Source organism: Sphingopyxis fribergensis, assembly GCF_000803645.1.
GTDB lineage: Bacteria > Pseudomonadota > Alphaproteobacteria > Sphingomonadales > Sphingomonadaceae > Sphingopyxis > Sphingopyxis fribergensis.
The window spans coordinates 2,598,420-2,615,766 of the sequence record NZ_CP009122.1 but is presented as its reverse complement, the minus strand read 5'-3'; the positions used below and the strand labels follow the sequence as shown (position 1 = coordinate 2,615,766).

The following is a 17,347-nucleotide window of genomic DNA, read 5'->3' as shown; positions in this document are numbered from 1 at the left end:
GCCCTATGGACCCGCGCCTTCCCTTTGAAGACTGGACGATAAGCTGTGGCCCCTTCGACCCGCATTCTGTTCCCCGCCGCAATCGTGGCGATAGCGCTGACACTGCCCGCTCTTGCGCAAGGCAAGGCGATCACCGGCGTCGATGCGCTGCGCGCGTGGAACCTCGTCGTACTTGGCAACCTCGAATCCTCGTCCGAAGTCGAAGGGCGGACCTTCGTCGGCGGCAACCTCACCGGCAGTTCGTCGAATTATGGCATCCGCGCGACGACCTCGCCGAACGGGCAGCCCGGGCTGACCGTCGTCGGCAATGTCACGGGCAGCCACAAGAACCTCAACAACGGATCGGGAGCGGCCATCGGCGGCAATGTGACGAGCGGCTTCAACCTCAACGGCCCGAACCAGACGGTCCAGGTTGGCGGGATGATCCGCAACACCAACGTCAACCAGAACAGCGTCCTGTCGAACCTCGACGCGAGCAATCCGGCGTTCGGGCTGGGGCTGCAACAGCAGAAAACCGATCTGAAGGGCAGCATGGGCAGCCTGTCGTTCGAAATGGGTACGCTCAAGTTGAACAGCCAGCTGACGGTGCAGGGCAACCGCGGCACGTTCACTGCACAGCCGAATGCGCAGGGGCTGGCGGTGTTCAACATCAGCGCGGCCGACCTCGACAAGATTGGCGAGATACAGTTCAACCTCAATGGCGCCGACACCGCGATCGTCAATGTCAGCGGCCGGTCGATCAACCTCAACGACAATTTCCTCGGCGGCACCAACAACCTCGGCGAAAGGGTGATCTGGAATTTCCCCGAGGCCGAGGATCTGACGCTGACCACAGCGTGGGGCGGATCGGTGCTTGCGCCGCTCGCCGATGCCGAGACGCGCAACTATATCCAGGGGTCAGCGGTGTTCGGCAACCTCAAGCAGAATGGCGCAATGCGTATCGGGACGTTCACGGGCGGATATTCGACGTCGCCGTCCGGCGGTGGGTCGAGCGGCGGCGACAGTTCGACCGGCGGCGGCGCGGTACCCGTGCCCGAACCGGGAATGGTCGGACTGTTCGGGTTGGGCGTGGCGGGGCTGATATTGTGGCGGCGGCGTCGGGCTAATAGCCCCCCTGTGCGCCCGGCGGACGATAGAAGCGATGACGAGTGACCGCGCCGTCGATGATGTGACTGCGCAGGCGCAGGCGCATTTCCTCGGCGCCGGCGGGGGTGGTGCAGATGAGACGGGTGCCGCCCGAGTGCAGCGGCTCGATAGCGCTGATGCTGACGCCTTGCGACAGGCAGATTTGCTTCACCTCGGCTTCGGGAAGCGCGAGGTTCATCGCGCGGCTCATTCGAAGCCCGGATCGCGGGTCCACGCACGGATCGCCGTGGCGACCTGTTCATAGCCGGTGTCGCTGGCGGTCGCGACGGCAAGCGGGCGGCCGCCGAGTTCGGCGTTTTCAGTGTTGAGGAAGGCGATTGCGGGATCGCGCCCACCCATGGTCAGGAAGGCGAGCTGGCTGATGTCGCCCTGTCGGCGCGCATCGTCGCGGGGCAGCGGCGTGCGTTTCTGGCGAAAGAAGCTGTTCGACCGCGTCTTGGTAGGGGACGGGGTCTCGTCGGGGACAATCGGGTCGCTGGGGCTGGTCGTGGGGCTCATGGGCGCGGATCCTCCTTGTAAGCGGGAGCGCGCATGTCTCTCAGCCGCGGCGGCCTACGAAAAACGTGTGCCGTGGTGAGCGGTATATGGGGACGCCGTCGGGACATTGTAAGGCACCGCCGGGAATGGTCCCCGGCGATGCGTTTTTGGTTAGATAATGCTTTCAGCGAGCGGGCGGACGGCGCGCGGGCGGCGGTCGGGGCCGACCGCTACGAAGATGAAGACCGCTTGCGTGACCTTGTTGTCCTCGTCGGCATGGCGATCGCGCGCCCAGGCTTCGACCTCGACGTGCATCGAGGTACGGCCGACTTTTACCAGCCGCCCGAACACCGATACCTCGTCGCCGACGAAGACGGGGCGGTGGAAGGACATGCCTTCCACCGAGATCGTTACCGCGCGCCCGCGTGCGTGGCGCGAGGCCACGGATGAGGCCGCGAGGTCCATCTGCGCCATCAGCCAGCCGCCGAAGATGTCGCCATAGACATTGGCGTTGGCGGGCATTGCAGTGACGCGGACGGCGGGCTGGCCGTCGGGCATGGTCGCTTGGTCAATTGGCATCATAAGCCTCCTTGATCCGTACTTTCGTGCGCATCGCCTGAGCTGCGGCCACCATCGCGACGAGCGCCGGACGCACATCATCCCATTTGCGCGTTTTGAGCCCGCAGTCGGGGTTCACCCAGATTTGCTGTGGCGGGACATGCTTGCCCGCGAGGGTGAGGAGATCGGTCATCTCGCGCACGGCCGGGATGCGCGGGCTGTGGATGTCGTAAACGCCGGGGCCGATCTCGTTGGGATAGGCATAGCTGGCGAAGGCGTCGAGCAGTTCCATTTGCGAGCGGGCCGTCTCGATCGAGATGACGTCGGCGTCCATCGCACCGATTGCGCGGATGATGTCGTTGAACTCCGAATAGCACATATGGGTGTGAATCTGCGTGTCGTCGCGGACGCCCGATGACGTGATGCGGAAACTTTCGACCGCCCAATCGAGGTAGTGCTGCCACTCTGAGCGGCGAAGGGGGAGGCCTTCGCGGAGCGCGGCCTCGTCGATCTGGATGATCGCGGCGCCGGCAGCCTCCAAGTCCTGCACCTCGTCACGGATCGCGAGGGCGATCTGGCGGCAGCTCGTCTCGCGCGGCTGATCGTCGCGGACGAACGACCAGTTGAGGATGGTGACGGGGCCGGTGAGCATGCCCTTCATCGGCTTGTCGGTCTGTTCCTGCGCATAGCGCCACCAATCGACGGTCATGGGATAGGGGCGCGAGACGTCGCCGTAGAGGATTGGCGGGCGGACGCAGCGCGAGCCATAGCTCTGTACCCATCCGGCGCGGGTGAAGGCGAAGCCGGCGAGTTGCTCACCGAAATATTGCACCATATCGTTCCTCTCGAACTCGCCGTGGACGAGGACGTCGAGGCCGATCTCCTCCTGCCATTTGACCGCGGCGCGCGTTTCGACACGGAGATATTGTTCGTAGGCGGCGTCGTCGATCTCGCCCTTGATGTGCGCGGAGCGGGCCTTGCGAACCTCCGGGGTCTGCGGGAAGCTGCCGATTGTGGTGGTGGGGTAAGCGGGGAGGGCGAGGCGGGCTTGCTGGACTTCGCGGCGCGCGGCGAAGGACGAGGTGCGGTGGGTGGCGCGTTCGTCGAGCGCGGCAAGGCGAGAAGCGACTTCGGCGTTATGGATTTTCGCCGAGGTCTGGCGCGCGACTGCGGCGATGCGCGAGGCGGAGAAGGCAGCGAAACTGGCGTCCTCGCCTTCGTTCAGCGCCTTGGCGAGCGCGGCAAGTTCCTCGATTTTTTGCACCGCGAAGCTCAGCCACTGGGCGATTTCGGGGTCGAGGCCGGTTTCGAGCGCGAGGTCGACGGGCGTGTGGAGCAAGGAGCAGGACGGCGCGAGGATGAGGTCGCGTTTGCCGGCGAGTTCCTTGAGGCGCCAATAGAGGTCGGGGAGGTTGGAGCGCCAGATGTTGCGGCCGTCGATGACGCCGAGCGAGAGCAGGACGTGCGGTTGGAGCTTTGCCACGGCCGGTTCGAGCTGCTCGGGCGCGCGGACGAGGTCGAGGTGGAGGCCGTGGACGGGCAGATCGGCGACGAGGTCGAGATTGTCGCCCAGGCCGCCGAAATAAGTGGTGAGCATGAGCTTGGGCCCGCGGGTGGCGAGGCGGGCGTAGGCGCGTTCGAATGCGGTGCGCTGTTCGGTGGTGAGATCAAGCACGAGGCAGGGCTCGTCGATCTGGACCCATTCGGCGCCGGCCTTAGCGAGGCGGGCGAGGATTTCGGCGTAGGTATCGAGGAGCTGCGGTAGCAGCGCGAGCGGTTCGACCGCCTTGCCCTTGGCGAGCATCAGATAGGAGACGGGGCCGAGGAGGACGGGACGGGTGGTGTAACCGAGCGCCTTCGCTTCTTCAAATTCGTCGAAAATCTTGGTCGACGCGATTCTGAACGTCTGGCCCGCGGTGAGTTCGGGGACCATGAAATGATAGTTGGTGTCGAACCATTTTGTCATTTCCTGTGCGGTAGTGTCGTGGCTGTGGCCGCACGCTGAGGGGCCCTGGGCGCCGCGGGCCATGGCGAAATAAAGGTCGCTATCGACGGTGTCGCTGTCCCAGTCAAAGCGGGCGGGGACCGCGCCGATCATTGCGCTGGTGTCGAGAACATGGTCGTAGAGCGAGAAGTCGTTCGAGGGCAGGATGTCGGCGCCGAGCGCTTTCTGCCGTGTCCAGTTCAGGGCGCGGAGGCCCGCGGCCGAGATTTGCAATTCGGAGAGGGTCGATTTGCCCGCCCAATAGCTTTCGAGTGCGAATTTGAGTTCGCGGCGAAGGCCAATGCGGGGGAAGCCGAGGGTGGCGACGCTGACAGTCATTTTTAAACACCTTGCAAGGGGCAAGGCGCCGGGCAGACGAGCAGGCACGCGTCGACGCCCACGAAGCAAGGTCGGGCGCAGCCATGCATGCGGCCTGACCGGACACCCCGCCGGAGGACGTATCTGACGAGGCAGGTCTCCTGGCTCACGGATCGACGCGGTGGTCTGGCCTTCCCGATCCCTTGCCGGACCAGTGACACGTAGCGACCATCGCTCACCGCTTACAGTTGCGGGGGCAGCGCCGGCTTTGAACCGGCTTCCCGTCTTAGCTCCATGCCGTGCAACGGGCGCGGAGAACCTCGACAGCCTGGAACATAGCGCAGCGGCGATGCGTGTCAATACAGATATAAAGAATTCTTTATATCTGATCGGAGGCTGCTGCTCGCGATGCAATCGTCAAGTCGTTTGTCGATTCGAACGGGCGGCCCGTCGAACGGAAAGGGGCCGATGCCGGGGCGTATGGCAATGATATGGCATAGTTTTCGGACGCCTTGCGTCGCTTTTCGCGGTGCCGTTCGCACGCCCGCGGGGCGCAGGAGATGCATCGCCGACCAAAATCCTTTCGCCCTGGCGGCGGTCACGGCCGAACAGGCCGTCGGGACTGCCCCCTTCGTTTCCCCCACCGAAGGTCTCCCCATGAAGCTCCCCCAAGACTATCCCAGCGGCTCCAGCGACGGCGAATGTGACTGTCTGCCGCGCCCGGAAACCCCGGCTTTGACCACCTTTGTCCTGCGATACCAGGATGCCTGGTTCGGGATGGAAAAGCGGGTCGCGTTCGAGGCGGAAGATGTCTCGGCGGCGCTGGTGATGATGGAGCGTGAGCCGATCGGGGCGTGGGCGGAACTGACGCACGATGGAAATGTGATTTGCCGCCGCGGGTTCGAACCCGGCGGAGCCGCCGACTATTGGGTCGTCGACTAGAACGACGCAGAGCGGACGGCGCATGGCCGCCCGCTCGCTTGTCATTGTCGAGGCGTCAGAAACGCTCGCCGACCATCTCCTCGCTCTTTGCCCACAGCGCCTTGGCGTTGTCGGGGTCGATCGCATAGGCGCGGACCCCGGCGCGCAGGCCATCGTCGTCGGCCAGTTCGGCGACGTGGCAATCCTCGAGATAGCGCCCGCCGACCTCGGCCGGATCGGCGACCGCCGCGGCCCAGACCGAGGTGGCCGCGCCCTGCGGGATCGACTTGAACTCGAATTCCTCGCCGCCCGCTTCCCTCGCGGTCGCGTTGATCTGTTCGAGCAGCGCCTCGATCGCGCCGTCGTCGAGGTGGCGGGCGAGCTCGGTGTGGATGCCGCCTGGGTGGAGCGCGGTGGCGCGCACGCCGCGGGCCTTGTGGCGGCGGTCGAACTCGACCGCGAAGAGGATGTTCGCGGTCTTCGAACGGCCATAGGCGGCCCAGGGCTCATAATCGCCATTGTCGAAGTTCGGATCTTCGAGGTTCACGTCGGAAAAGCGGTGCCCCGACGAGGCGAGGCTGACGAAGCGGCCGCCGTCCTTGATCAGCGAAGCGATGCGATTGACGAAGGTGAAGTGGCCCAGGTGATTGGTGCCGAATTGCGTCTCGAAGCCGTCTTCGGTCTTGCCGAAGGGGGCGGCCATCACGCCGGCGTTGGCGATGACGACGTCGAATTGGCGGCCATCGGCATTGAGCGCATCGGCGGCGGCGCGAACGCTGGCGAGCGAGGCGAGGTCGAGCTGGATCAGTTCGAAGCTGCCGCCGCCGGCCTTTGCCGCGTCGCGGACGGCGCCGGTTGCGCCTTCGGCTTTGGTCAGGTCGCGCGCCGCGCCGACGACATCGGCGCCATGCGCGGCGAGGGCGCGGGCGGTTTCGACGCCGAGCCCGGCCGAGACGCCGGTGACGAGGAAGCGCTGCCCCGACAGGTCGACCCCGGTGAGGACGTCGTCGGTGGTCGATTTGGCGTTGAACTGGGTCATGGAAAACTCCTTGGATGATGCAGGGCGGAGGGGAGTGCCCTGACCCCGGCAAGATAGGCGGTGCGGCCGCCGCTTCGCTGCCCGATCATGGCATCTGCTTGCCCATTCCTCTCAAAACGAAAGCGGGCGGGCGGGCGCTTCTTGCGCGCGGGCGCGCGAAGACCGATGTGGGGGCGATGCAGGACAGGCTCGACTCGATATGCGCTCAGGTGCTGCGGCACGCGGTTTCCCCCTATTATGAGTCGCCGGTGCCGCGGCTGGTCGTCGCGACGCAATGCGCGCCGACGAGCGGGGTCGCGACGGTTTACGAGCCCGTCACCTGCCTGATCCTGCAAGGAACGAAGCAGGTCGTGATCGGCGACGCGGTGCTGCGATACGATGCGTCGAGCTATTTCGTCGCCTCGCTCGACCTGCCCGCGGTGGGCCGCGTGGTCGAGGCGACCGCCGAAAAACCCTATGTCGCGGCGGCGCTGCGCCTCGACCGCGCTGTGCTTGCCGACCTGATCGCGAGCATGGACCCCGCATCGATCGGCAACGCGGCGTCGCGCGGCGAGATGACGGGCTTTGCGGTCTCCGCGGTGACGCCCGAGATGCTCGAGGCGTGGGCTGGGTTGCTCGCATTGCTCGACCAGCCGGGCGACATCGCGATGCTCGCCCCGATGCGCGAGCGCGAGATCCTCTATCGCCTGCTCCAGGGGCCGCTCGGCGGGCAGCTGTGCGCGATTGCGCAGGAGGACAGCCGCCTGTCGCGGGTGCGGCGGGCGATCCTGTGGATGCACGATCATTATCAGGAGATGCTGCGCACGTCGGCGCTGGCCGAGATTGCCGGGATGAGCGTTGCGTCCTTCCATCGTCATTTCAAGGCCGCGACCGCGATGAGCCCGCTGCAGTTCCAGAAGACGCTGCGCCTGCACGCGGCGCGGCGGCTTCTGGCCAGCGGCAGCGAGGCGAGCCGCGCGGCTTACTCCGTTGGCTACGAGAGCGCGTCGCAGTTCAGCCGCGAATATGCGCGCGCGTTCGGTATGCCGCCCTCGCGCGATGCCGAAAGGTTGCGCGGGATGGTGCAGGCGGGGGTCGGGGCGGTTTAGCTTCTATCGATATTCGGCCCATGGCGGCCTGCAAATGGCGATTTCCCGCGCTTCCGGTGCTCACGTACAGAAGTACGCTGCGCTCCGGGTCACGAAAAATCACCATTTTCGGCTCACCCTGAACCAAATATCGACAGAAGCTACGGCTTCCGTTTCTCCTCCTGCCATCGCTCAACCGCTCGCCGATTTCCGCACTTTGCCGCCTTCGGCCTCGGGATCGTTCGCGGGGTCGGGGAGGGCGAAGAAGGCGCGGCGGGCGGCTTCGCCGGCGCGGCGCAGCGGTTCGACGGCCTCGGTATGCGCGGCGTTCCAGGCTTCTTCTTCCTCGGCGTCGAGGGTGCGTTCATAATGCTCGTCGCCGAACACGCCTTCCTCGATCCCGACATAATCGTCCGGCGGCGGGAAGTCGGTGCGCCATTCGCCGCTTTCCTCGTCGTGCCAGATGGTCATTTGCGCGGCCTGTTCCTCGGGGGTCGGCTCCTCGTCAGCGCGTTCGGGTTCGGCGTCGGAATCGGCGGAAAACTGCGCAACTTCATTCGCGATTGCGGTTCCGCGCCACAGGGTGGCGAGCGGGTTGGCGCGGTTGTCGCGCGCGGCGAGCCAGAGGGCGAGGGCGGCCGCCATCCCGCTCTTTTGGTCCCCCTCGGCGTCGGTGCTTTCGGGCCCGGCGCCGTCAGGCGCCAAAACTTCGGTCGCGTCGAAGAGCGAGAGGAAGCCCGGCCAGTCGCCGGCGATGATCTGCGCCAGCATCTCTTCTCCTTCGCGGGCGCGGGTTTCGACCATCTTGTCGAGCCGCGCGAGCATCGCGAGGCCGAGGCGCGGGTCGAGGCGTTGGCGCTTGACGAAGCTGCGTCCCTCCTCGCGCATGATCGTGCTCGTTTCCTCATAGCCCCAGATCGCGCGGTCGAGCAGCTCGTCGACCAGCCGCCCGCGCGCGATCAGCGTCGCCGCGGCGCAGCCGAGCCGGAACGCCGCGCCCTCGGGCCGCTGCTTCAGCTGATAGACGGCGGACGGCGACATGCAGACCTTGGCCGCGGAAATCTTCACCGACCCGTTGGTGGCGAAGGCCTTGAGAAACTCGCGCTGGAGTTTGGGGGTCCAGTGATAGCTGCCGGGGGCGGGGATGGTGGCGGGGTTATGCGCGGCGTCGTCCATCGATTCGTCCTTTCGGTTAGGTGAAACCGATAGAATGAACCATATGGGTGAATTGTAGGAAAGAGAAAATTTGGTCGGATCGGCTAAGGCCGGAGTGCCTCAAATACGGTCTTTTCTTTGATATGAAAAATCACCACTTCAATGTAGCTTACAATATGTGGCAAGCTTCTATGATCGTGACGAAGCGGGGCGTGGTTTAGTATGATGGAGGGGGTATGGCGTTAGAAAACCTTACGGTTGGCCGAGTTTGTCTGCATGAAGTTTACGTACGTGACGATGCCGGTAATGTTGTGCAACCCCAATATGCTCAGGGGCTATTTCAGCTGCAAGGAGCAGCTTTGAATGCTTTTCGAAGTCGGGTTCTCGCAGCATTTAAGAGCGATGGACACTGCATGGAGATGGCTATCAGGGACTCTGGAGCGGGTTCGGCTGTAGCTGCCGGGGCAGAGTTGTTGAATGCTGCAAATGACGGTGACTTCATTATCCAGTCGCGACATTTTGCTGATAAGCTTGCTGCCTCGCAGACATCGCAGAGAATCCCTGGCGGTGTTGTTGTCGTATTCGAGGGATCGGTAGGTCAGCCGGCAAACCGATTTTTTGCGGTTATGAAGGCAGAGCTTCACGAGGCGTTTCAGAAAACAGGAAATCTCCAAGCTAGATTTGTTAGTGATTTGTTTCTCAGCAAGGGGACAAAGCTATACAAAATCGGCCTGTTTATGGATGAGGGCGCGGCCGACGGCGCAGATTTTCCTGATGGTTGGTCCCCCTTGCTCTTTGACCAGCTGCTCACGGCTTCTCGCCGGGATGGTGCTGCTAACTATTTTTATAGTAACTTTCTTGGTTTGGATATTCCAGAAGATAGCGCACACAGGGTGAAGCAATTCTTTGAGCAAACAAAGGGTTACATAAGATCTTCGAACCTTCCCCGAGACCAAAAAGTAGACCTGTTTAATGGCCTCTACACCTATCTTAAGGTCGATCAATCTCCGACCATTCAGGTTCAGCAATTTGCCGATAACTATCTTCCAAACGATGTAGCGAACAACTACGTCGCGTTTATGCGAGGTCAGGGGTTCCCAGCGCGGGCCGTGGACAAGGATCTGCGGGAGGTTCAAGGGAGCCTTAAGGTGCGTCAGGTGAGGTTTGGGAATAAGGTCACACTATCCGGGCCGCCGCAGGCGTTTGCTGAAATGGTGACCATGGAAACTGTCGAGGCGGCGGATGGCGGTGTTGTTACGCACATTACCATTAAGGGTGGGATCGAAAATCCGGAATGACCCGTGAAAGTGATTTGCTCGATCGTTGGAATGTTGAAAAGGATGCTTACCTTGCTTGGGGGCACTGCATTGCCGACGCGGTCAAGGATGGCCTTCGTGGGCGTTTGTCTGTCGATGTAGATTATTTCCTCAAGATTCACGTGACCCCTCGATTGAAGGACGGGCACAAACTGGTCGAAAAGGCGTTTTACAGACCGGGAAAAAACTATCAGAACCCATATGAAGAGATAACCGACAAGGTCGGCATTCGGTTGGTTGTCCTTTTGGGCTCCGACATGAAGTTGGTTCAGGAGGTGCTGACCTCGATCCAAGGATGGTCGTTCTCGAAAGATAGGGACCATGAGGAGGAGCGAAAAGCGCGACCAATCGAGTTTGACTACGCGGCATTCCACTACGTTGTTCGACCGAATGAAGAATTTTCCTACGGCGACATAGTCGTACCGAAAGATATACCGTGTGAAGTACAAATTAAGACAATACTTCAGCATGCGTATAGCGAATTGACGCATGATACTATATATAAGCCTCAAGTCGCTGCAACGCCAATTATGCAAAGAAATGCTGCAAAGAGCATGGCTTTGCTGGAGGCGACGAACGACTATTTTGAACGCGTCACAGAAGACGTGAACAAGGCGCTTGCCTCTGTAAGAGAGCTTACCCGAAAGGCGTCTGAGGTCTATCAGGCGATCGTCGGAGTCGCGCCAAAGCCGAACGCAATAGAGGGTCTACTTGCTGGTTCATTCGAGAAATTTTTCACTAATGAGTTTTCAGAGCAGATAAATGATCTTGTAAGATCAAAACCTTACATCCCTCAGAAGATCAGGGATCATTTGGCTGAGAGAAATCCGATATTCTCTCAGCCATCGGTGCTTCTAGTTTACTTGGCCGCTTCCGCGAATTACCGAGAGGCTATCAGGGACTGGCCCATGACCACGAGCCAGTTAGAGCCGCTCCTAAATGACATCGGAGAAAGTGCGGACGGCTAGATTACTCCGCCCCATTCGCCGCCGACAAAATCGCCCGCACGCTCGCCGTCGCAACGTCGGTGTCGAGGCCGCAGCCGAAGATGCTTTTGCCGTCGGCGGTGCGGCATTCGACATAGGCGGCGGCTTGCACCTTGCTGCCCTGGCCGATCGCGTGCTCGCTGTAATCGACGATGTCCATGATCGGGCCGCCGCTTTCGGCCAGCGCGGCGATGACGCTGCTCATCAGGCCGTTGCCGCGGCCGCTGACGCTGCGGGTGGCGCCGTCGATGGTGAGCTTGCCGGCGAAGATGCGGTCGGGCCCCGAGTGCGTTTCGGACCAGTCGACGAGCTGGAAGCGCTTACCCTCGGTCACGAGATAGGCGTGGTCGAAGGCGCCCCAGATATCCTCGGCGCCGAGCTCGCGACTCGTCTCGTCGGCGAGCGCCTGCACGACATGGCTGAAGCTCGCCTGCATTTTCTTCGGGAGTTTCAGGCCCTTGTCCTGTTCGAGCACCCATGCGACGCCGCCCTTGCCCGACTGGCTGTTGACGCGGATCACCGCTTCATAGCTGCGGCCGAGGTCGGCGGGGTCGATGGGCAGGTAGGGGACTTCCCAGCGCTCGTCATTCTGGCGTTCGCGCGCGGCGAAGCCTTTCTTGATCGCGTCCTGATGGCTGCCCGAGAAAGCGGTGTAGACGAGTTCGCCGCCATAGGGGTGGCGCGGGTGGACGGGGAGCTGGTTGCAATATTCGACCGTCTGGATGACCTCGTCGATGTTCGAGAAGTCGAGTTCGGGGTCGACGCCCTGTGTGTACATGTTGAGCGCGATGGTGACGAGGCAGGTGTTGCCGGTGCGCTCGCCATTGCCGAACAGGCAGCCCTCGACGCGGTCGGCGCCCGCGAGCAGGCCGAGCTCGGCCGCCGCGACGCCGGTGCCGCGGTCGTTGTGGGTGTGCAAGGATATCAGCGCGCGGTCGCGGTTCGGCAGGTTCTTGCCGAAATATTCGATCTGGTCGGCGTAGATGTTCGCGGTCGCGGCCTCGACCGTTGCGGGCAGGTTGAGGATGATCGGGTTGTCGGTGGTGGGCTGGAGAATGTCCATCACCGCGGCGCATACTTCGATGCTGAAATCGAGTTCGGCGGTCGAGAAGGTTTCGGGGCTGTACTCGAAACGCCAGTTGGTTTGCGGCAGGCGCGCGGCATTGTCGCGCAGCTGCTTGGCGCCGTCGATCGCGATCTGTTTGATGTCGGCCATGTCCATGCCGAAGACGATCTTGCGCCACGCGGGGCTGACCGCGTTATAGACGTGGACGATCGCGGTTTTCGCGCCCGCGAGGCTGTCGAAGCTGGTGCGGATGAGGTCGGCGCGGCTCTGGGTCAGCACCTGCGGGGTGACGTCGTCGGGGATGCGGCCATCGCGGACGAGGCCCGAGATGAAGTCATACTCGGTCGCGCCGGCGCTGGGGAAGCCGACTTCGATTTCTTTGAGGCCGATGCGGACGAGCAGGTCGAAGAAGCGTGCCTTTTTCTCGGCATCCATCGGGTCGATCAGCGCCTGATTGCCGTCGCGCATGTCGGTGGAGAGCCAGATCGGCGCCTGGGTGATCGTGCGGCCGGGCCATTCGCGGGTTCCCAGGGGAATCTGCGGAAAGGCGCTATATTTGACCGAGGGGTCGCGGAGCATGGTCATGGTGAGGTAACTTCTTCTGGTGGTTGCGGTGCTGTGTCGATCGGACCCTTGAGCGGGTGGCCGCGACTAGCGCGCAGCCAGTGTCACGCCCAAGGGCGTGTAAGTCGCAGAAGAAGAAGGGCGTTGCCGCGCATGGGCGCTCTAGTGATGCAAAATGTCGTGCTTGGCAAGGGGGGAGTGGGAAAATTGCGTCATCCTCTTGCCTTCGTCATTCCCGCGAAAGCGGGAACCCAGTTGCAACGGTAGCTCGCTGGGTTCCCGCTTTCGCGGGAATGACGAGGTTTGTTTGTGAGGGGCTCAGCCCGTGACCCATTCCACCTTGGGATCGGTGAAATCGACGACGTCGGCGAGTTCGAGGACGTTCGGATAGCCATAGCCGACGAGGTTGATGAAGGTCTGGATATTGAGCGCGAGCGGCGCCGATTTGAGCGGCACGGGGCTGCGGTGGTTCGAGAAATTATTGTTGCAATAGATGAGGATGGGGCGGTCGGGGTTGGCGCCGATCACCGCGGCGAGGCTTTCGGCGGTGAAGTCGGTGAGGGGGAGGTTGACCGCGCCCTTGATATGGCCGCCGGCGAAGGCGTCCTTCGAGCGGGCGTCGAGGAGGAGGGTGTCGGGTTTCGCGGCCTCGGCCTTGAACGCGTCGAACCTGACGAGGCGCGTCGCGCGTTCGGGGGCGACGCTGGCGGTGAGCGCCTGGAAGGCGGGATAGTCGATTTGCGGGTTGGCCTGGGCCAGCGCGGGGGTGGCGGTGAGGGCGAGAGCGAGAAGCGGGGTGCGCATGAGGATCCTCCCTTGAAGCCGAGGGACGCTACGCCGCGCTGGCTGGCTCTGCGATGAACCGAAAATGTCGCCGGGCCGCGCGGCATGCGGCGGCCCGGCGCAGTGCAGGGGATCGTCGAGGGGCGAGCGTCAGGCGGCTTCGCTCTCGTCGTCCTCGTCCCAGGGTTCGAAAATCTCGTCCTCGATCAGATTGTCGATCGCGTGGACGCGGACGGCGATGCACCAGTCCTGAAGCGGACCTTCCCATGCAGCCTCGACTTCGGCGAGCGCGTCGGCGCCGGCGTCCGAAGGGCGGTCGCCGACAAGGTCGAAGTCCTGTACGCCGTCCTCGGGCGGGGTGATGTAGACATGGGGATCGAGCCGGACATTGTTCCAGCCCGCGGTGGGGGCAAGACCCTCGGCCTCGACGACCAGCAGCGGGTTTTCCTCGTCGCCGTCGATCGAGGCGTCCACTTCGACAATTTCGCGTACCAGTTCGCTCATCGCATAGCTCCTGTACGAAAAGGGGCGGGGCCATCGCTGGTCCCGCCCCCGCATAGTCGGCGCGTGTGACAGATTGGCGTGAGGGAGTGAACGCTCCCCCATTTCTTGTCATCCCCGCGAAAGCGGGGACCCAGCTGCAACGGTTGCTCGCTGGGTTCCGGCTTTCGCGGGAATGACGAGTATTTTTTCTTACTGCTTTTCGAACGCGGCGTGGATTTCGAGTTCGACAGCGTCGCTGACATAGGGGATGCCCATGTTGATGCCGAAGTCGCTGCGCTTGATCGTGGTTTCGGCCTCGAACCCCACGGTTTCCTTCTTGTTCATGCCGACGCCGGCACCGTGGAAATCGACGTCGAGGGTGACCGGCTTGGTCACGCCGTTGAGGGTGAGGTTGCCCGTAACCTTGGCTTCGTCGCCGTCATCGTCAAGGACGACGCTGGTCGAGACGAATTTGGCGTCGGCGGGGGCGGCGCCAAAGAAGTCGGGCTTGCCGCCGTCCTTGCCTGCGCGGAGGAGGTGGCTGGTGAGCCCGGCGCTGGCGGTCGTGACCTTTGCCACCGGGATCGTCACATCGACCTTGGCCGCAGCGGGGTTCTTGGGATCGATGACGAGCGTTCCGGTCACGTCACCGAAGATGCCGGTATATTTGCTGAAGCCGAGATGATCGACTTCCCACACGACCATCGTGTGGCCGGCGTCGGCGGCGTAGGTGCCCGCGGTGACGCGCGTCTTGTCGGGCGCGCCGGGGGCGGAACCGCCCTGTGCGAGGACGATCGGGGTCGCGACGACGGCGACGAGAGCGGCGGCGGCGTAGGGGACGATGCGGCGCATGGAAAATCTCCTGTTGGGGAGGCGGAAGCTAGGCGAAGGCGCCCGGCGGCGTCAATAAGCCCCACTGAAACGCAGCGTTTCGGTTCGGGTCGCGGTGCGCACGTCGTCGCAAGGCGCTTGTGTCGCACCCGGTTTCATGCTGCAACGCGGCGAAGCACGAAGGCTGGGGGGCCGACGTCTATGGATAGCCTGTTTGCCCGCGAAGCGGGCGAGGTCGAAAATACCTTTCTGGCGGCGCCGTTCGAGGAGGACGGCTGGAACATGGCGCTGCGTCTGTTCGCGCGCCGGACCGGCTCGTCGCGCGCGCAATTGCTGGGGCTCGGCGATGAGGCGACTTTGTTCAATTTCATGCCCGATATCGACGCCGCCTATCAGCGCGAGTTCCTGGAAATCGAGGGATGGCGGCCCGAGGTCAACTGGCGCGTCGCAGCATCCGGGCGGCCGATGGAGATTTTGAGCGAGGTTCATTACGACATCGCGCGCCAACACAGCGGCACCGACGATTATGAGGAGCATGTCCGCAAGTGGGACGGCGTCCACGGCTGCCAGACGGTGCTGGTCGAGGGCGAAGGGCTGCTCGTCGGGCTGGCGTCGCTGCGGTCCGAGCGCGAGGGACGGAGCGACGAGCGCGACCAGAAGATGTTCGCGGCGGGGGCGAGCTATGCGCTGGCGGCGGTCAGGATGCAGCAGGCGATGGCGCGGCGCGGCGCGGCGATGACCGTCGGGGCGTTCGATGCGATCGGTGTCGCGGCGTTCCTGATCGACCGGCATGGCGCCGTCGCGGCGCTGTCGGGGTCGGCGGAGGCGATCGTCGGCGACCGGGCGGGCGGCGCGTTGTGCGTGCGCCGGGGCCGGCTGGGCGCGGCGCGGCGCGATGCCGATGCGGTGCTTCAGGCGGCGCTTGGCCGGGCGCAGAGCGGCGCGGTGATGCAGCAATATTGGATCGGGTCCCCGCTTGAGGGCGGGGCCGGCCTGCTTTGCGAAATCTTTCGCCTGCCGCGGCGCGAATGGGATTTCGGGTTCGACCCGCGCGTGCTGGTCGTCGCGCGGCGCGCGGCGGATATTCCCGCGACGCGGATCGCACCGCTGCGCGCCGCGTTGGGCCTGACCGCAGCCGAGGCCGCGATCGCGGTGCGGCTGGCGAATGGTGAGGCGCGCGAGGATATAGCTGCGACGCGCGGTACGAGCGCGCAGACGCTGAGCACGCAGATCAAATCGATCCTGCGCAAGAGCGATGTCGCCCGCGAGGCCGAATTGACGGCGCTGGTGAACCGGTTGTTGCGTTAGGTTAGGGTCCTGAGCGGGAAAGGATACCGACGGCGGGTCGCTAGCCGCCGATATCCCCCAGCCGGACGTTCGTGCCACGGGTGCGGCCACGCCCGGTTTTCGATTGCCCCCACACAATCAAATCCCTCTGGCGGGCCGGTTATCAGCGATTTACGACGGTGGCATACCCCGTGCGGGGTATATGCGACGAGCCGAGTTTGATCGGGCGCGCGAACGCTCAGGGCGCGCGGCGCGCTTCGAACCATTCGCGCATCGCGGCGGCGGCGCAGCCGGTGAAGCCGTAGCTGCCGACGGGCGAGCAGCTGCCCGGGCGCGTCGCGCGCGCGACATTGTCATAGCCCTCGACCGCCGAGGCCCAACTGCCGCCGCCGACGGGGGCGTCGTCCTTCAGTTCCTCGCGCAATTCCTTGGGTACGCGGTAGCGTTCGGTTTCGGGCTGCTGCGCGCAGACGACGATCTCATCGCCTTTGGGCTCGGGGCAGGGTTCGTCGCCATAGGTGTAAAGGACCGAGGTGCGCTGCGGCGGCTCGCTCGATTGCGCGAGCGAGCTGTCATTCTGCGCGAGCGCGGGGGCGGCGAAGGCGAGCGCCGCGAAGAGGGGGAGGAGGAGGCCGGCTTTATTCTTCATTATCAATCGCATTCCAAGGCCCCATATCCCCGCGGCGCAGATTGGCGTGCCGAGATGAACCTAAGCCGAACCTGCCTTGCCTGTCCTTCGCGCCGAGGCGGGAAAGGGGGAGGGGCGAGGGCCTGGCCGACGGGGCGTTGGCTTTCAGATGGGTATCGAGCGGGAAAAACCAAGGCTCTATGTTGTGGCTCGCCGTGGATGCGAAATGTGGGGAGATGGTCGGGAAGGTTCGCTTTGGGGTGGGAAGCGGACGTCGTCCGGGCATGATCAGGCGAACACTTGAAATGCAAAATAGCTCGCAGGGATGGCCACTCCTGCGGCGAGGAACGCCGTTCTAGTTGCGGATGTCTGAGACCATTTGAGAAGAAGGTAGAACCATAGCGGAGACGTCACGATCATCAGCCATACGGCGGTAACTAAGGGTGCCTCCGCACGCCAAAGGTTAAATCCGAACGTCACCCCAACGAACAGTGCATAAGCCGCGATTAGGCTGATCGGGATGATCGCCAGTTCCAGCAGGAACCGCAGGGAACAAAATCGTTGGCGTTGGCGCATTGCTTTATCCGTTCGCCACTCATCTTGCCGCTGCGCGCCAATGGCCGCAACCGGTCGTTGCCGGACATCGATCCGAATTGGAAATGCGCGCAAATCCTCTTGCCCGTCCCTTGCCGATGCTTACATATCGGCGCACGAAAATTTCCCCAGAAAAGAGGTCGC

Annotated in this window: 18 protein-coding genes and 1 riboswitch; of the genes, 6 read left to right on the top strand and 12 right to left on the bottom strand. The window is 63.5% G+C overall.

Features of this window, described 5'->3' with window-relative positions; genetic code table 11:
• Positions 1-45 precede the first annotated feature (45 nt).
• Positions 46-1,152, top strand: coding sequence for a choice-of-anchor A family protein (locus SKP52_RS12080; protein WP_407695030.1), 1,107 nt, complete (start codon positions 46-48; stop codon positions 1,150-1,152).
• Here SKP52_RS12080 and SKP52_RS12075 read toward each other — a convergent pair.
• The 4 genes from SKP52_RS12075 to metE form a co-directional block, all read right to left on the bottom strand.
• Positions 1,103-1,324, bottom strand: coding sequence for a hypothetical protein (locus SKP52_RS12075; RefSeq protein WP_228383625.1), 222 nt, complete (start codon positions 1,322-1,324; stop codon positions 1,103-1,105). The genes SKP52_RS12080 and SKP52_RS12075 overlap by 50 nt on opposite strands.
• Before the next feature lie 8 nt (positions 1,325-1,332).
• Positions 1,333-1,644, bottom strand: coding sequence for an RNA-binding protein (locus SKP52_RS24640; RefSeq protein WP_052208199.1), 312 nt, complete (start codon positions 1,642-1,644; stop codon positions 1,333-1,335).
• Positions 1,645-1,794: 150 nt separating this feature from the next.
• On the bottom strand, positions 1,795-2,205 hold the full coding sequence (locus tag SKP52_RS12065; RefSeq protein WP_148309111.1) for an acyl-CoA thioesterase: 411 nt from the start codon (positions 2,203-2,205) through the stop codon (positions 1,795-1,797).
• Complete coding sequence (metE, locus tag SKP52_RS12060) at positions 2,192-4,504, bottom strand: 5-methyltetrahydropteroyltriglutamate--homocysteine S-methyltransferase (protein ID WP_039575008.1); 2,313 nt, start codon at positions 4,502-4,504, stop codon at positions 2,192-2,194. Before metE ends, SKP52_RS12065 begins: the two co-directional genes overlap by 14 nt.
• Positions 4,505-4,617: 113 nt before the next feature.
• Positions 4,618-4,821: riboswitch (cobalamin riboswitch) on the bottom strand.
• A 319-nt stretch (positions 4,822-5,140) separates the two neighbouring features.
• Between metE and SKP52_RS12055 the strand changes: the two genes are divergently transcribed.
• Positions 5,141-5,425 (top strand): hypothetical protein, encoded by a 285-nt coding sequence (locus SKP52_RS12055; RefSeq protein WP_039575006.1) that lies wholly within the window; start codon positions 5,141-5,143, stop codon positions 5,423-5,425.
• A gap of 55 nt (positions 5,426-5,480) precedes the next feature.
• On the opposite strand, the gene SKP52_RS12050 is transcribed toward SKP52_RS12055, so the two are convergent.
• A complete protein-coding gene (locus tag SKP52_RS12050; protein WP_039575004.1) occupies positions 5,481-6,443 on the bottom strand; it encodes an SDR family NAD(P)-dependent oxidoreductase in 963 nt (320 codons plus the stop codon).
• A gap of 176 nt (positions 6,444-6,619) precedes the next feature.
• Here SKP52_RS12050 and SKP52_RS12045 point away from each other — a divergent pair, with 176 nt between their 5' ends.
• Positions 6,620-7,531, top strand: a complete 912-nt coding sequence (locus SKP52_RS12045) for an AraC family transcriptional regulator (RefSeq protein WP_039580871.1) — start codon at positions 6,620-6,622, stop codon at positions 7,529-7,531.
• A 171-nt stretch (positions 7,532-7,702) separates the two neighbouring features.
• On the opposite strand, the gene SKP52_RS12040 is transcribed toward SKP52_RS12045, so the two are convergent.
• Positions 7,703-8,686, bottom strand: a complete 984-nt coding sequence (locus SKP52_RS12040; RefSeq protein ID WP_039575003.1) for a hypothetical protein — start codon at positions 8,684-8,686, stop codon at positions 7,703-7,705.
• 215 nt (positions 8,687-8,901) lie between these two features.
• Between SKP52_RS12040 and SKP52_RS12035 the strand changes: the two genes are divergently transcribed.
• The gene (locus tag SKP52_RS12035; RefSeq protein ID WP_039575002.1) at positions 8,902-9,963 is read left to right on the top strand and encodes a nucleoid-associated protein; all 1,062 of its coding nucleotides are present in this window, start codon (positions 8,902-8,904) and stop codon (positions 9,961-9,963) included.
• Positions 9,960-10,949, top strand: a complete 990-nt coding sequence (locus SKP52_RS12030; protein WP_039574999.1) for a GTP pyrophosphokinase — start codon at positions 9,960-9,962, stop codon at positions 10,947-10,949. Before SKP52_RS12035 ends, SKP52_RS12030 begins: the two co-directional genes overlap by 4 nt.
• A gap of 1 nt (position 10,950) precedes the next feature.
• Here SKP52_RS12030 and leuA read toward each other — a convergent pair whose 3' ends face one another.
• The 4 genes from leuA to SKP52_RS12010 form a co-directional block, all read right to left on the bottom strand.
• On the bottom strand, positions 10,951-12,618 hold the full coding sequence (leuA, locus tag SKP52_RS12025; protein ID WP_039574997.1) for a 2-isopropylmalate synthase: 1,668 nt from the start codon (positions 12,616-12,618) through the stop codon (positions 10,951-10,953).
• Positions 12,619-12,915: 297 nt separating this feature from the next.
• A complete protein-coding gene (locus SKP52_RS12020) occupies positions 12,916-13,401 on the bottom strand; it encodes a rhodanese-like domain-containing protein (RefSeq protein WP_052208197.1) in 486 nt (161 codons plus the stop codon).
• A 129-nt stretch (positions 13,402-13,530) separates the two neighbouring features.
• Complete coding sequence (locus SKP52_RS12015; protein ID WP_052208195.1) at positions 13,531-13,884, bottom strand: hypothetical protein; 354 nt, start codon at positions 13,882-13,884, stop codon at positions 13,531-13,533.
• A gap of 189 nt (positions 13,885-14,073) precedes the next feature.
• Entirely contained in the window at positions 14,074-14,715 is a 642-nt protein-coding gene (locus SKP52_RS12010; RefSeq protein WP_039574993.1) for a YceI family protein, read from the bottom strand.
• A gap of 180 nt (positions 14,716-14,895) precedes the next feature.
• On the opposite strand from SKP52_RS12010, the gene SKP52_RS12005 reads away from it, so the two are divergent.
• A complete protein-coding gene (locus SKP52_RS12005) occupies positions 14,896-16,002 on the top strand; it encodes a helix-turn-helix transcriptional regulator (RefSeq protein ID WP_052208193.1) in 1,107 nt (368 codons plus the stop codon).
• A gap of 217 nt (positions 16,003-16,219) precedes the next feature.
• Here the strand turns inward: SKP52_RS12005 and SKP52_RS12000 are convergent, their stop codons facing one another.
• Both SKP52_RS12000 and SKP52_RS11995 read right to left on the bottom strand, forming a co-directional pair.
• Positions 16,220-16,630, bottom strand: coding sequence for a hypothetical protein (locus SKP52_RS12000; protein WP_039574991.1), 411 nt, complete (start codon positions 16,628-16,630; stop codon positions 16,220-16,222).
• 267 nt (positions 16,631-16,897) lie between these two features.
• Positions 16,898-17,278: a hypothetical protein gene (locus SKP52_RS11995; protein WP_160292407.1), complete on the bottom strand. Its 381-nt coding sequence runs from the start codon at positions 17,276-17,278 to the stop codon at positions 16,898-16,900.
• Between the last annotated feature and the right edge of the window lie 69 nt (positions 17,279-17,347).

Bases quoted from the DNA above. Each gene is read 5' to 3' on its own strand.
- leuA (WP_039574997.1), bottom strand. From the start codon at position 12,618: ATGACCATGCTCCGCGACCCCTCGGTCAAATATAGCGCCTTTCCGCAG.
- SKP52_RS24640 (WP_052208199.1), bottom strand. From the start codon at position 1,644: ATGAGCCCCACGACCAGCCCCAGCGACCCGATTGTCCCCGACGAGACC.
- SKP52_RS12040 (WP_039575003.1), bottom strand. From the start codon at position 8,686: ATGGACGACGCCGCGCATAACCCCGCCACCATCCCCGCCCCCGGCAGC.
- SKP52_RS12035 (WP_039575002.1), top strand. From the start codon at position 8,902: ATGGCGTTAGAAAACCTTACGGTTGGCCGAGTTTGTCTGCATGAAGTT.
- SKP52_RS12050 (WP_039575004.1), bottom strand. From the start codon at position 6,443: ATGACCCAGTTCAACGCCAAATCGACCACCGACGACGTCCTCACCGGG.
- SKP52_RS12020 (WP_052208197.1), bottom strand. From the start codon at position 13,401: ATGCGCACCCCGCTTCTCGCTCTCGCCCTCACCGCCACCCCCGCGCTG.
- SKP52_RS12005 (WP_052208193.1), top strand. From the start codon at position 14,896: ATGGATAGCCTGTTTGCCCGCGAAGCGGGCGAGGTCGAAAATACCTTT.
- SKP52_RS12045 (WP_039580871.1), top strand. From the start codon at position 6,620: ATGCAGGACAGGCTCGACTCGATATGCGCTCAGGTGCTGCGGCACGCG.
- SKP52_RS12030 (WP_039574999.1), top strand. From the start codon at position 9,960: ATGACCCGTGAAAGTGATTTGCTCGATCGTTGGAATGTTGAAAAGGAT.
- SKP52_RS12010 (WP_039574993.1), bottom strand. From the start codon at position 14,715: ATGCGCCGCATCGTCCCCTACGCCGCCGCCGCTCTCGTCGCCGTCGTC.
- SKP52_RS12000 (WP_039574991.1), bottom strand. From the start codon at position 16,630: ATGAAGAATAAAGCCGGCCTCCTCCTCCCCCTCTTCGCGGCGCTCGCC.
- SKP52_RS12075 (WP_228383625.1), bottom strand. From the start codon at position 1,324: ATGAACCTCGCGCTTCCCGAAGCCGAGGTGAAGCAAATCTGCCTGTCG.
- SKP52_RS12065 (WP_148309111.1), bottom strand. From the start codon at position 2,205: ATGATGCCAATTGACCAAGCGACCATGCCCGACGGCCAGCCCGCCGTC.
- metE (WP_039575008.1), bottom strand. From the start codon at position 4,504: ATGACTGTCAGCGTCGCCACCCTCGGCTTCCCCCGCATTGGCCTTCGC.
- SKP52_RS12015 (WP_052208195.1), bottom strand. From the start codon at position 13,884: ATGAGCGAACTGGTACGCGAAATTGTCGAAGTGGACGCCTCGATCGAC.
- SKP52_RS12055 (WP_039575006.1), top strand. From the start codon at position 5,141: ATGAAGCTCCCCCAAGACTATCCCAGCGGCTCCAGCGACGGCGAATGT.